The organism is Wolbachia endosymbiont of Atemnus politus (assembly GCF_013309895.1).
The window spans coordinates 1-14908 of record NZ_JAAXCS010000023.1; the positions used below are offsets into that span (position 1 = coordinate 1).

General features: G+C 35.2%; 6 protein-coding genes and 6 pseudogenes. 8 read left to right on the plus strand and 4 right to left on the minus strand.

All coding sequences use genetic code 11. The features are described 5' to 3' along the window. The first annotated feature begins 378 nt into the window (after nt 1-378). From dut to HET73_RS02560, 4 genes and pseudogenes are all read left to right on the plus strand, one after another. A pseudogene (gene dut, locus HET73_RS02545) lies at nt 379-827 on the plus strand (dUTP diphosphatase). 98 nt (nt 828-925) lie between these two features. Next, on the plus strand, nt 926-1540 hold the full coding sequence (locus HET73_RS02550) for a hypothetical protein (protein WP_174133127.1): 615 nt from the start codon (nt 926-928) through the stop codon (nt 1538-1540). A 704-nt stretch (nt 1541-2244) separates the two neighbouring features. Beyond that, nucleotides 2245-2934, plus strand: coding sequence for a hypothetical protein (locus HET73_RS02555; RefSeq protein WP_246209842.1), 690 nt, complete (start codon nt 2245-2247; stop codon nt 2932-2934). A 243-nt stretch (nt 2935-3177) separates the two neighbouring features. Beyond that, nucleotides 3178-4336, plus strand: a pseudogene (locus HET73_RS02560) (porin). A gap of 635 nt (nt 4337-4971) precedes the next feature. Here the strand turns inward: HET73_RS02560 and gshA are convergent. Further along, nucleotides 4972-6154, minus strand: a pseudogene (gshA, locus tag HET73_RS09360) (glutamate--cysteine ligase). A gap of 106 nt (nt 6155-6260) precedes the next feature. On the opposite strand from gshA, the pseudogene hslV reads away from it, so the two are divergent. Beyond that, nucleotides 6261-6814: pseudogene (gene hslV / locus HET73_RS02570) on the plus strand (ATP-dependent protease subunit HslV). A gap of 1 nt (nt 6815) precedes the next feature. Beyond that, nucleotides 6816-8250, plus strand: a pseudogene (gene hslU / locus HET73_RS02575) (ATP-dependent protease ATPase subunit HslU). A 137-nt stretch (nt 8251-8387) separates the two neighbouring features. On the opposite strand, the gene HET73_RS02580 reads toward hslU, so the two are convergent. Next, nucleotides 8388-9485, minus strand: a complete 1098-nt coding sequence (locus HET73_RS02580; RefSeq protein WP_174133973.1) for a hypothetical protein — start codon at nt 9483-9485, stop codon at nt 8388-8390. A 159-nt stretch (nt 9486-9644) separates the two neighbouring features. On the opposite strand from HET73_RS02580, the pseudogene polA reads away from it, so the two are divergent. Beyond that, nucleotides 9645-12201 (plus strand): annotated as a pseudogene (gene polA / locus HET73_RS08950) (DNA polymerase I). A 423-nt stretch (nt 12202-12624) separates the two neighbouring features. On the opposite strand, the gene HET73_RS02590 reads toward polA, so the two are convergent. Continuing rightward, nucleotides 12625-13026, minus strand: a complete 402-nt coding sequence (locus HET73_RS02590) for a hypothetical protein (RefSeq protein ID WP_174133974.1) — start codon at nt 13024-13026, stop codon at nt 12625-12627. Between the two features lie 958 nt (nt 13027-13984). On the opposite strand from HET73_RS02590, the gene HET73_RS08955 reads away from it, so the two are divergent. Next, nucleotides 13985-14113, plus strand: a complete 129-nt coding sequence (locus tag HET73_RS08955; protein ID WP_281356011.1) for a hypothetical protein — start codon at nt 13985-13987, stop codon at nt 14111-14113. Nucleotides 14114-14416: 303 nt separating this feature from the next. Here the strand turns inward: HET73_RS08955 and HET73_RS02595 are convergent, their stop codons facing one another. Beyond that, entirely contained in the window at nt 14417-14878 is a 462-nt protein-coding gene (locus HET73_RS02595) for a hypothetical protein (protein WP_174133975.1), read from the minus strand. Nucleotides 14879-14908: the final 30 nt, after the last annotated feature.

A 14908-nucleotide genomic window follows, 5' to 3' on the forward strand; every position in this document is an offset into this window, starting at 1 on the left:
AAAGGCTGCAGTAGCTGTCCCAGGGCTATGGTCTCCCAGGGCAGATGGTTTGGAGACAAGCACCACTTGCGAAGAGAAATTCGGGAGAAGGGATGAAGTGGAAGGCCCAGAGTCTCTCATGGCCGTCTGTTTGGAGTCATCCACCACTTGCAGGAGCTCTTGTTTCTGCTTGGGTGTTATTCCTTTTTTTAAACAGTCCCAACTCCGTAAGCTGATGGTCATCATCATTTGAGGAAGGTGGGGGAGGACTCCAAGTGGGTCGGAATGGTAATGATGTGCTCTCGCGACCGCTGCCCCATGTTGTCCTCCAAGACCAGCACCTGGGCGTGCCTGGATCTGAAGTTCCACATTCATATTTAGGTAGGTAGAGTGCAAAAAATTAAAGTAGAAATAAAAAAATTATCACACGGAGAAGATCTGCCTCTTCCATGCTATGCAACTTCGCAGAGTGCTGGTATGGACCTTTATGCAGTACTGGATAGCTCTGTAACCCTAAATCCACTTGAAAGAGATCCCTTATTCCAACTGGAACTGTGATTTCAATACCAAATGGTTTTGAGGGACAAGTTCGACCGCGCTCTAGCCTTGCTGCAAAACATGGGGTTACTGTTTTAAATTCTCCTGGCACTATAGATTCTGATTATCGAGGTGAAGTTAAAGTTTGCTTGATTAATCTAAGCAATCAACCATACGAAATAAAAAGGGGAGATAGGATTGCACAAATCCTTATTGCTCCTGTATCTTGGATAGTTTGGAATAATACAGAGGAATTTCGCACAGAAGAAACTGACCGAAATGCAAGGGGCTTTGGCTCAAGTGGCAGGTAATACACTGTTCGTCAATTAGTTTTTACGTTGAAAATTTCTTGACTGCAATGATTCTTTACATATAATTTTAGTATATTAATAATTTATTGAGGTTAATAATGTCAATTTGCAAAACTTTCAAAAACCAACGTGGTCAATTCTACAAAATGAGCATTGCACTTGTTGCACTTACTTCTCTGTATGTCATAGGCGCAGCAGTAGCACTTTCAGCACCTTTTTGGGTGTCTTCAACTTCAGCTCTTGCTCTACTTGCAGCTTTTGCAGCTACACCGCCTGGAATAGGTATATTGGTAACTGTTGCTGTTGCACTAATCGGTTTAGCAGTGTATAGCATCATCAAAAATAATGAATTATCTGAGCTGAAAGCTCCGAAGATTGTTAATAATAAGGAAGGTCAACAACTATTATTATTCTTAACAGGAGATGTGATTAAAATAATAAAAGAAAATAACCAATACAAGGATGAAAAAGGTAAAGAGATAGAAGGTAAATATTTTATATATTTCACTAACTCAGAAGGCAAAGAGGGCCGTGTTATTATATTTAGTAATCAGGGTCTGTCGTCGGTGGGCGATACTTTATGCTTACCTATACATTCATTAGAAGTGAAGAATAAAGAAGGTAAGTATGAGTATGCAAGTATGGATCAGCAGAAAGCAACATTAGGTTTAGATAAAGATGGTGCTAAAGGGTTTAATACTTATTTAGGCTAAGTTGTTGTTGAACAAGCTGATCAAGGACAAAAAAAAAATAGTATAAAACAAAGGGAAGTCTATCTCTTTTTTTCTTCTGGAAAATTCTTAGGTTTCAGTGCGCAACTGTACGAACGTTACAGTTTTCGGACTGGGATCCTGGAAAAAAGAAAATAGATCCCGCTAGGGTGATGACGGTAGCTATAAATATTAAAAAATTCACCAAATGAAGAAAAAAGGCAAAAGAATCCCCGTGATGCGAGTTTTGACCCTCTAATACTGTAAACTGGCGCTGTAATAATGTGCTGACGCTTAGTCTAAGCGCGATTTTGGCTAAATGTGAAAAAATGTAAAAGACATGCAGCCCCATTAATTTATATAATCCGCCAATAAATACCTTAAATTTTTTACTGAATTTTTGTCATTGATCCTGCGCAGATCAAAAACAAGTTTTGAGTCAGAAATACCCTTAGTAGTATGATAATAAGATTGACGGGGTTGTCAAGTAGTTTTATGGTCCAGTACTTGGATGACATCCTTTTGGTAGCACAATGTTCGTACAGTTGTGGGTTCCAGAGTTTGAATTACCTTTACTACCATCTAAAAGTGGCTAGCAGCAACGTGGTATTAAGCCATTTCTATTATATCTAATTAAGCATATTACAAGTAAATGAATTTTAATATAATCTTATTATACTTATAAATACATTGTATAGAATGAAGGCATGGAAGATTTCATAACTGCAAGAAGGAAAGATGATGTCATGATATCTGTTTGTCAGGATAATAAGAAAAAAGTTGTATTAATTTTAGGGCTTAATCAAGCTGCAAGGAATTTGTTAAAATACAGGAAAGAGAGCCTACTTAATAAGCCATTAATCAATATCTTAAGTGCAAGAGCAGCTAATGACGTGAACAATTATTTAGAGTACACTGAAGATGGGCAGGATTTATTTAATATATTACCTAAAGTGATAGGTTTTTCCTTAATTGGCGCTAAAGGAGAAGATATCAGGACAAGAGTGAAAGTCTTTCGCACCATGCAATTTATTGATAACAAGATTAATTATGAGATGTTGATACATGACATCAGCTTGTTGCATATATCAGGAATGTTCAGAGATGAATATCTAATGGGTAAAAAATACAAGAACCACAACTTGTTTGATATACCAGACAGTAAGTCTTCTGTTCTGGAGCTATGTGTTGTATCGAATTTCCCCCTACGACATCAAATTAATGTAGTTATGGGAGTTATTGGTTTTAACTGTGATGAAATAAATGACGCACTGAAAGTCGTTATAGAATACTTTCACAAAAAATGCCGCAGTGATGATTTTTTAAGATATATTGGCGAAAGTAAAAATTGCTCTTTATCTTATTTAACTGTAATGCAGAAGACGCACCTAAAGTGATTGATCGTATACATTCTGCTATCAATAAGCTGTTATTAAAGCATTGATCAGTATATCTTTATATCAATATTGTATAGTATTGCATAATATTGACCCAGTATATCAATAACTTATGGAAGCATAGCTCAAAAACTAGCATGATGCCTTATGAAAAGTTGTCTTTTGTCCATATTGAGTTTAAAATTAAATTTTTTATAAAAATTTTAGAAAGTTTAAATTTTTTATAAAAATTTAATTTTACTCATGAAATTAAAACACTGCCTGGTAATACTGCTTTTGTTATTGTCTTCGCAAAGCAGTTTTGGCACTAGGGTAATTCTGGATATGGGAATATTTTATGCAGAGCTAGATGGGGGAATAGATTTAAGATTTGGCCATGCTTTTAACAAAGACTCTTTCAATATTCAACCAAAGAACAAACTTCAAGTTATTCATACTTGCGTTTTCTTTATTTACAGCAAGTTTATCCAAATACTCAAATGGGGTTTAATGTTAGGACAGGAGTGTCTAGAATCGCAAATCTAAAGGGATTAGACATAGAAAAATTAGACATGGAGGAATGGTATTTTATCATAAAAAACAAGGCGCTTGGATCAATTGAATATGATAAAAGAGAGTTAGTTAGCCAAAGCATGCCGATCAACTCTTCAATAATTTATGCGGCTGCTGGAGGAGTAAATGGTTGCTGGACAAACTACGCAAATTTGCGCGGCAGTAAAGAAAAGGTATTGGCGCTGGGTATGATAAAGACAGGTTCTTTTGGGTTAAACCCAATATTTATAATGATTATAATGGGCTAGAGCTGAAGTTAAAGCAAACAGCATTAAACTACATCTCTCCTGAAATTTACAATTTTCAATTGGGACTCAATTATATTCCAGGAAAAAATAACTTACAATATAACAACCTAATTGCTGCTGGCCTTTCCTATAAGAACGGTTTATCAGATGATATAAGTTTTACTACTGCTATAACTGGTGAGTTTGCAAAGGGAAATTTTAATGACTGTGAGAATAAAAACCGTTGCGATCGTCAGTGTCATAATCAACTATTAAACTGGAATTTTGGCTTGAAATTAAGGCTGTTCGATCTTGATTTCATTTTTTCGTGTGGTAATGGCGGTAAATCTGGTGAAGAACGTGATACTTAAGTGAGCAACACATATTACATGAATGCGGGTGTTGGTTACCGTTCTGATTCTCACAAATTGAGTTTGACATATTTCAATAGTGGTCGAAATATTGTAGGCAAAGGTACAAACAAGTTAACGTCATACGCTTTAAGCCGTGAAAATCCTCTTTTAGTAGGTACTTCATACTATTTCGATATTGTAAAATTTAATGCCGAAGAGCCAATCGAAAAGTCCAAAAACAACTCAGTTTACGTATTCTTAGCTGACTGAAGCTAAGTCTTTAAAAATTTTACATTCCAACACTTTTTCCACGTTATTCCAGCATTCCCTTCCTGTTATTCCAACTTGTATCCTTATAATGTGAGTCACTAGAACGAAAATATCTCATAAGGGAGAATGAAACAAAACCAAAAAAAACCCGCCAATCTCATTATAATAACAATGAAGCTAATTATTTATCTTCTCTGTATAGATTAGAAGACAAAAAAAACTTATGTATCTGGCGTCTCATGTTAATTTTTTTGCATTATATGCACCTCATGTCTTTTACATTGTTGTCTACATTATCGACTAGTGCTGCAAATTGCGCCTATTTGGTGCTTAAAAAGATTAAAAAACGCCAACTGATAAAATGATAGTGAATAACTAGCTGCCCTAGGTTTCTTTTGTCTTTTTTTCTGTTTGGTAAATTTCTTAACGTTTATAATTGAGACTTCAAAAGCAACCGAGTCACGGTTATTAGACGTTTAGAATAAGAGAACACCATGTTTAAAAGTTAAATGTAAATAACTAGCCACCCACAAGGGTTCTTTTGCCTTTTTTCTTAATTTAGTAAATTTCTTAATATTTGCAGCTAAGGCAATTCAAGAGCTCGCAAAGGATGTCATTCCTGTATAGGTGGGAAATTAGATATGAAAAGACCTCATTTCTACTGCCAATGCTAGCACTGCTAATTTGCTAACCACTTTCCAGAGTGACAGGGTTTTATTTTTTACAATTTGGCTGATATCATGAAATTCACAGTTAGTGGAATTCAAGCTAGAATATACATCTTTTCTGCTATTACACCGGTATAAATAGCACGTTGGTGTATTTCCTATATAATATATCAAAGGTTCTGCAGGACTGTGTTCACATCAATGGTAGGTATACCTTCTTGTATAATAACGCTATCGATTTCTATTCCTTCTTTTATTTTCTTCATTTTATTACGCTTTTTTATTAAGGTTTAATATTTCCTCTTCACTTGTTGCTTTTATAATGCCCATTCCGTATGTTCCATTATTTGCTTTGATAAAGACATAAGGTTGTGTGCTGACTCCATATTCTTCATATTTTTTTTGCACTAGAGACAGTACTTGGTCAACTTTAGTTGCCACTGTTTCTAGCGATGGGTTGTCATCAAAATAGACTCCTCTACCACTCTTTACAAATGCAGAAATAAACCACGAGTCTATTTTAAATTCGTTACAAAATTCAGACGCTAACTTTTGATAGATTTTGAAATATTGAAATTTTTGCCTACTGTGCCAACCATATAATGGGCTAGGTATTATCTCTTGTTTTACATTTTCCAGTATGTCTAGAATATAGCTTTCTGTATAATTATAATTAAAGCATAATACTAAATTAAGTATAATTCAGTATAATAACATCGGGCACAAATCCTGAAGTTGTTCTTTAGCAGAAAGTTTTCTTTCACAATAGTTTCATATAAATTGTATGCTTCGTTATTAAAAAGGCCTTTTCTAGTTTCAAAACCTGCAAGTTGCAGTATTTTCTCTATAGAAAATACGTTTTCTATATACATTTTATTTCTTGTGTGATATTGTGTTTCTCTGGTATTACTTTTTTATGTTGTTTTTTTTTCTAAGTAGCTTTTTGCCAATTTTGCTGCTGTTATTCTTGATACTTCACTTAGATTGTTGAACCCTGCAGGAAACAAATTGGAGTCTATTGGAGCGATTTTGTAACCAGAGTTTCTAAGATCCATAGAGCTATAGAGCGGTAATACGAGGCCGTTAAATTTTTCCTCAAACCAGTTATTTATTCTTTTTTTTCTATATTTGGGCGAATTATGTTTTGCATCTACACTTTAAATGTTATAAGGAATGTGTTATATTATAAGCTATAACTAAACATATATAACTAACACCCCCCCAGTTACAGTATAATGAATTAAAGTGACAGAAAAATGATTCAACATGATAAAAATAAAATGTATGGAACTACCATACTGTCAATTAGAAGAGATAAAAATGTAGTAGTGATAGGTGATGGGCAGGTTTCAGTGGGCCACACAGTTATAAACTCTGGAGCAAAAAAGTCAGACGTCTTTCCGGTGATTCCGTAATTGCTGGTTTTGCTGGAGCAACAGCTGATGCATTTAATCTCTTTGAAAGACTATAATCTAAACTTGACAAGCACCCAGGGCAATTAATGAGAGCATGTGTTTAACTTGCGAAAGATTGGAGAATGGATAAATACTTGAGAAAGCTGGAAGCTATGATGATAGTTGCAGATAAATCTATTTCGTTGGTGATTACAGGAACGGGTGACGGTCTCAAACCTGAGGATGGAATTGCAGCTATTGGTTCTGGGGGAAATTTTGCTCTATCCGCAGCAAGAGCTTTAGTTGACGTTAAAGGAATATCAATAAAGGAAATTGCAAAAAGAGCTATGAAAATAGCAGCTGACATATGTGTTTATACAAATCATAATGTAGTTATTGAAAAAATAGGGGAATAATATGTCTTCTGAACAAAAAATTTCATATACTAATTTCTCCGGTGAATCCTCTCCTTTTTCAGGAGAACAGTCTTGTAGTAGTGGTACCTATAATGAAAAAAACGACCTCTATAAAGACACTGAAAATAGTTTTGATTCAAATGGTAGCAGAGCTCAAGCTGCACAAGTTTTATTAGATAATCTGCTACCACAAAAGATAGTTAGAGAATTAGATAGGTTCATAATCGGGCAAAATGATGCAAAGCTTGCTGTTGCTATTGCATTGAGAAACCATTGGCGTCGCAATAAAGTTCCTCTCCCTTTGAGTGACGAAATTATACCTAAGAATATATTGATGATTGGTCATACGGGAGTTGGTAAAACTGAAATAGCTCGTCGCTTGGCAAAGCTTGCAGGCGCGCCATTTATCAAAATTGAGGCAACGAAATTTACTGAAATAGGATATGTTGGACGTTATGTTGACTCAATAATACGTGATTTAGTTTATGCAGCAATAGTTTTAGTTAAAGAGAAGGGCCGTAAAGCCTTAGCTAAAAAAGCTTTAGATTTGGCCGAGAAGATAATAATTAATTCTATGGTAGGCAAGGATGCGACCGAAGAAAGTAAGAAGAGTTTTATGGAGAGATTGAGAAATAAAGAGTTTGAAGATGAGGATGTTTCCATTAACGTTAGAGAAAGCAAGGGCATGTTGCCAGATTTTGATATACCAGGCATGCCAGGTAGACAAGTTGGCGTGGTAACTATAACAGAGCTAGTGGGCAAAATGTTTAATGGTGGCAAAACGACAAAAACTATTACGGTTAAGGTAAGAGAGGCACGAGAAATATTGATTAACGAAGAAAGTGAAATGTTAATGGATGAAGAGAAGATAATCAAAGAAGCTATTGATCTTGTTTCCAATAAAGGCATAGTGTTTTTTGATGAAATAGATAAAATTGCAGCACGTACAGAGGTAAAGGGTGAAGTAAATAGAGAAGGAGTACAACGTGGCTTATTACCACTACTTGAAGGAACAACTGTTTCAACCAAGTACGGCCATGTAAAAACAGACTATATATTATTTATTGCGTCTGGTGCTTTTCATCAGGCTAAGCCATCTGATCTCTTACCAGAACTGCAAGGTAGATTACTTTCGGGCTCCAACTGCAAATAGTTTGTTAAAGCAATACTTAGCTCTAATGAAAACAGAAAAAGTGACACTTGAGTTCACCAATGATGGTATCGAAACCATAGCTGAAATAGCGTTTACAGTTAATAGACAAGTGGAAAATATAGGTGCAAGAAGGCTCCATACTATCATGGAGAAACTTTTGGATGAAATAAGCTTTATCGCTTCTGAGAAAAACTGTGAAAAATTTGTTGTAGATATAAAATATGTGAAAAATAAACTCGAATCGATCTCAAAGCAGTTAGATTTATCTAAGTTTATACTTTAGTAAAATATTTTTTTTACCTTACATAAAATTGTAAAATCCTCTTCTTTGATATTCTCAGGACCTTGAAACCTGTTGTAACTGCTGTACTATTTGTACAGATTTCATAATTGAATCCGGTGACGCTCCTCTATCTTTTCTTAATTTGCAAATATATTGGTCATTTTTGAGTCAAAGCTTTTTCTACTTTTACTCATTTCATTCTTCAAGTCTTTATATATTTCTTTTAGTGCTTTCTTGTCTTCTTTTTCTTTTATGTCCCCACTTTGTAGTAGAGACTTAACTTGATATGCATCGTACCTGAGCAGGGTCTGTTTATCTTCATATGTAGGATTAGCTCTCTCTAGGATTTCTTGAAGAGATTTATATACAAAAGATCTTGAATTCAAAAAATCATTACGGTAATTGCATGTGTAATGTCTATACTGTTGAGGATGCTTTTGTACTATTTTACCTTTTCCTTCTAAATACTTATTACTTGTATCATGAGATTCATTTACAAAATATAAAACTCCTAAGTCTTTGTCATTTTTAAATTTTTTATCAAGCTCAACTCTCCATTTAGCTTTCGTTACTTCTTTTAATTGGGAATTTAGCTCCCTTTCTTTAGCTCTATGTTCTTTTGATTTTATAAATATAAATAATTTACCCTGCTGATTAAGCTTAGATAGCTTCTGTTGCAGGTTATTTTGCATATTCTGTTTAGCTTTAAACTGATCATCAAGACTAACAGTCTGCTCAACTTCTTTTTGAGTTTGCTTAGATTTGCTCTTTATCCGAGGAGGTTTTTTCTTCGATGCAACAAAATCTTTTGGCATTTCAGGAATGCTGACCTTTTTCAATTTTTCCTGAATAGGTCCACTTGCCGATTTTGACTGAGGGTGATATTCTGCTATTGAAGCAGTTGGTGTTGTCCGACCAGACGATATTCCACTATCGCTTGATATTGAGTTTGTATCAAGCATTTCACTCTCACTTATTGTACTGGAGATTCCACTATCACTTGATATTGACACTGCATCAGAGTCAATGCTAAAGGTTGACAAGGAGTGAGCTCTATCTTTTTTAGAGATTCGGTTGTTTGCTTTAGCTTTTGATCTAACTTTTATTGGTACCACTTCACTGGCTACTGAAGCGGAGTTGAAAATCATTGGACCACTAATATCTAATTTATTAAGTTTACGCCTTGTTTTTGTAGTCTGGTTAGGTCTTTGTGACTTTTCTATATTTTTGCTCATTTTGAGCTCTCAATTTATTAGTAATATAACTATTTTAAATGGTAACTATGCATGAATGCCATTTTCGGCAAATCTCTTGTAATGCTCAGAGGCATAAAACAAAGACTTGATTTTTGCAGCTAAATGATAGACTATCGAGGGCACACGTGAATATCTACAATGAAAGAAAAAACTTTCACAATCATCGATGGTTACGGCTTTCGTTTCAGAGCTTATTACGTTTTGCATCATTTAACTACCACAACCGGTATTCCAATAGGTGCCGTGTACGGCTTTCTAAACATGGTTCTTAAGTACATTACTCACTCGGATTACTTGACCATAGCATTTGACTCTGGCAAAAAAAAATTCAGGCACGATTTATACCCCGAGTACAAAGCAAATCGGGTAACTCCTCCTGAGGACTTGATTCCACAGTTCTCAATACTAAGTGAAGCGGTAGAAGCTTTTAATCTCAGCTATGAAGAGATTGAAGGCTATGAAGCAGATGACATAATTGCAACCCTAGCTGAAAAATATGCCAACCAACAAAACCTTAAAGTGGCAATAGCTTCATCAGATAAGGATTTGCTTCAACTCTTGAATTACAGAATTTTAATATTTGACCCCATCAAAAATAGATACATAGATGAAAAACAAGTAATAGAAAAATTTGGTGCAAATTCAAACAAGCGTCTTGATTTATTTTCTCTTACTGGTGATGCATCTGATAATATACTGGGCGTTCCAGGCATAGGTCCAAAGACTGCAGCTAAACTGTTAGATAAATTTGGTTCCTAGGATAATAGCCTGGAAAATATTAATAATATAGAGCAAACGAGAATTCGTAATATCCTCACTGAACATAAGAAAAAAGCGCTACTTTCAAGAGAACCTTTACTACTATGCGAGAAAGTAGATCTTCAGCATGATGTTGCAAAATATGAAGTACATCCTCCAAATATGGAGAAATTGTTATCCTTTCTAAAGAATTATGAGTTTAATTCATTGCTAAACAAAGCAGAGAAGCTTTTTTCCTGTAATAAACCCAGAGCGGAAAAGAAACTAGAATATAGTAGTGAAGAATTAGAAAAAATTTTGGAGCACTGCAGATATGAAGGCAAAATTGCAATCCATTGCCATTTTGAAGATAGCATATTAAGCAACATTTCTTTATCTTGCAGTAAAAACAACATTTTCCATATAGATCAAAAACACTTACAAGAGGCATTAATCACAATTAATTCAATTTTACTTTCAGATGGAGTGCTTAAAATAATACACGACATTAGAGAAACTAGAAAGATATTTCCTATAATAGAAAAAGCGCTGGGTTCAATTGACGATTTGATGTCGATGTCGCACAGCCTTGACACAGGAAAGCATGATCATAGAATTCCAAACATAATTGCACATAATTTTAGCGGAGATGTAGAAATTTTCTCAGCAAAAAATTTAATAGCGATCTATGAAAAGCTAACACAAAACTATTTCAAGAAAAGCTTTTCACGATTTACGAGCGTTTCGATAAACCGCTTACGGAAGTAATACTTAACATGGAAAAAATGGAATATTGCTAAACATTCAAAAACTGCAGGAACTGTCCGATAAATGTCAACAGTTACTCTCACTGCATTTGAGAATAATATATATGATTTGGCAGGAGAAAGAATTAATATTGCCTCACCCAAACAATTAGGTGAGGTTTTATTTAATAAAATGGGGCTTAATAATAAGAGAAAATCAAAATCTAGATCGTATAGCACAAACTCTGAAGTACTAGAAGAAATTGAAATGGAAGAGCTGAAATTGCAAGTAAGATTTTAGATTGGCGATATTTAAGTAAGCTGAAAGGTACCTATACTGTTGCAATAATAAAGCGAGTTAACCCTCTTGATGGTAGGGTACATACAAGTTTTTCAACAACTGCAACCGGAAGGCTTAGCTCCAGCAATCCTAATTTGCAGATTATTCCTATCAGGATTGAGGAGGGGAACTTTATCAGGCAAGCATTTATTTATGCCAAATGGATACAAGATAATTTCTGCCGATTATTCACAAATAGAATTGAGAATTTTGGCACATATTGCAGATGTTACAGCATTTAAAGAGACTTTTGCAAATGGACAGGATGTTCATAATATCACTGCAAGGCAAGTTTTTGGAGTGCAAGAAGGTACAGAGGTAGAAAGACATCTGAGGAAAAAGACAAAATCCATTAAATTTGTAATTATATATGGCATTAGCCCGTTTGGCCTTGCAAGGCGGTTTAAAATTACCGTTCAAGACGCTGCTGAATACATTGACCTACATGGAAAAAAACAATGTCTATTGCGAGACAGCATGGTTATGTAGAAACTTTGTTTGGTAGAAGGTGCTTTGTAAAGGACATAAACAATGCAATTCCTTATCTAAGAGAATTTGCGGAAAGGGCAGCAATAAACGCACCTGTGCAAGGAACTGCTGCGGATATAATAAAACGTGCAATGCTTCAACTTTATGATCAGCTAAAAAGGCAGGTAAAATAATCCTACAAGTTCAAGATGAGCTGTTGATTGAGGTAGAGAACAATAAGGTACAAGAAACAGCAAAACTTGCGAAAGACGTAATAGAAAATGCAGTGAAAGTTTCTATACCGCTTTAAGTGGAGGTAAAAATTAGTGACAACTGGGGCGCAAATTTTCTTAATTATGATTTAAATGCCTCCGATTCCAAAAAATCATTTGAAGTAATATGAAAAATATGAAAAATATGCTACAATTAAAACATGGGTAAATGTAAGTATGTCAGCCATGGTAGGTATAAGATCAGCTTCGCAAACAGGAAGGAAAGAGTCAAAATCATCTACTCAGGTAACTAACGAGGATAAGAGAACTTTTGAAAAAGAGGAACATCAGTTTAATCTATAAAACTTTTTTAGCTACTTTAAATCCAGAGGAGCAAATACAACAGGTAAAAAAGAAATTGCAAGAAGAACTTTCAGATTAAGAAAAACAAAAATTACAGAGCAAGCTGAAGTCATTAGGAGAACTGTTGGGTCAGTTACAGGGTCCGAATGAATATAAAAAGAAATTTTTACTTTTGTATTTGAGAATTGCGGGGAGATATTTAAAAATGCTAAACCAGAAGATATAAAGTAACTAAGTGAAGAGAATTTTTCTCAGTTTTTACTTTCCGTATTTAAGGAAATTAGAGAAAAAAATCTAGCTAGCAAAGAGAATTTAGAGAATAATAAAATAAAAGAAGTAGTTAATGAACGTATAGTTGATATACGTGGTACAGAAGCTAAATATTCGCTCATAAAGCTTCTTGGATGGCCGCTTGGAATAAAGGTAGATCCTAAAAACATTTCTGGCTCCTTCATGAGTGGGATAACGGACAAAATACCTTTCTTAGGTGGGAATGAAAAGGAGGATGAACCACCGCTCAGTAACGGAGAGATGGTATCAACATTCCTGCGTAAGATTTTTCTTCCTACTCTTTTTTCCATTGCTTTAATGTTAGTTTTTGGTCCTACTAGATTTGCGGTAGTTGATGCTGCTATTGGTGCAATATTCGCCATAAAATGGAGGATTTGAGGTTCTTTTTTCAAATAACAGAAAAGGTACTTTATATAACCCTGATACCGAGAAGAAAGAAGGAAACGAATGGGATAAGGAAATTTTTGATGGTATTAGTAGAATTTTAAAAACCCCGATTGAGGAGGCTGAAAAAGATAAGAAACCTGCTGCAACAACTGAGAAACAGCCTGCTCAAGAAAGAGAAAATAGTGTTGTACCCGAGAAATTTGAGGCAAACAAAGGATTCTTCCAGAAGAAAGAAGATGCACGGCGGCAACAAAAGGAAGAAGAGATCAGACGGTTACCCAAGTAGCCCATAAAAACGGATTTAATGCCTGACAACCCCCTTCAATCTCATTATAATGACAATGAAACTAATTATTTATCTTCAGTCTGTGCAGATGAAACAACAAAAAATTTACGTATTTGGCGTACTATTGTTTAATTTTTTGCACTATGTGCACCTCATGTTTTTTACATTATTATTTAAATTACCAGATATTGCTGTGAATTGCGCCTATTTGGGCACTTAAAAACATTAAAAAACGCCAATTTATAAAAAAAGATAGTGAATAACTAGCTAACGGGGATTCTTTTGTGTTTTTTTCTGCTATTGTAACTTTTTTAACGTTTATAATTTAGACCAATTGCGATAAAAAGCGGCTGAGTCGGGGTTTTGAGCGTTTAGAATAAAAAAACGCCAATATTTTGAGGCACATATAGATAGCTAGCCACCCACGGGGATTCTTTTGCCTTTTTTTCGATTTGGTGAATTTTTTAATGTTTATTATTAAACTGGATCCCAGCGTCTGGGCACTTGGATGACAGGCGGAGGGTGTCATTCCAGCACTTGATGCTTGAATCCATATCATGCAATAGGTAATAAATATGGTAAAGCAACTATCAAAATATAATTTTTTGATAAAAAAAACTGGATCCCAGTGTCACGCACTGGGATGATTGGAAAAGAGGCACTGGGATGACACCCTACCTGGGCGACAAGAAGAGGGCACTGGGAGTCAATTAGATTCCAGTACTGGGATGACACCGAATTGGATGATAAGAACTGGGGTGACACGAGTCAATTAGATCCCAGTGTCACGCACTGGGATGACACCATTACCCAGCTCTGAGATGACAACAAAGGGGCTACTTGAAAGACACCATTCAAGCTAATTGCAATATTTGTACACTAAAATGCCTAACAATGGAATTTTTATGGCCAAGTCACAAAAAAGGACGTTACTCGATGAGTAACGTCATTTTGTGGAAAAATAGGTGGTTTTGTTTAATTACTATCAGCTATAACTCCTTGAGTAGGTGCATGCTGATGTGGATTAGTGTTAGTAGCTACTTCTGTAGAAGGCAGTTGTGCTATAAGATTTTGTTGTCTCAAGCGTTCTTCAACTCTTCTTCCAATTTTTTTGTAGAAGTTGGCGTAGAAGAACCAGAACCCATTCCACTATCAGAAAGACTATGATTACTAACTGTACTCTTAAAGCTACAAGTAAAAGTCAAAGAAGTTAAAGAATCACTGCGAGTGAGAGTTCCAGCATCCAGTGAATTGCTTCTGGTTGATTTTGGCGTGGAAGCAGAAAGCTTTTGTTTTTCCATCCGTTCATTCACAAAATCTGACCATTCCTTCTCTAAAGAAGTATCTTGTCCTTTAGGTACCTTTGGTGGAGCAACTGGAATAGACTGCTTACCAGAAGGTTTGCGTCCTATTGTCGCAGTTGAAGCAGGAGTACCAGATGAAACCATTTTACCAGATTCAGCACTTAAAGCAGCAGCTAAAGCCGTAGCTACAGTAGGATTATTCAGGACATCTTCCCCTAACTCTTTGAAGTTAGCCAATCAATGGCTCGTACTGTCAGTTCCTATAGC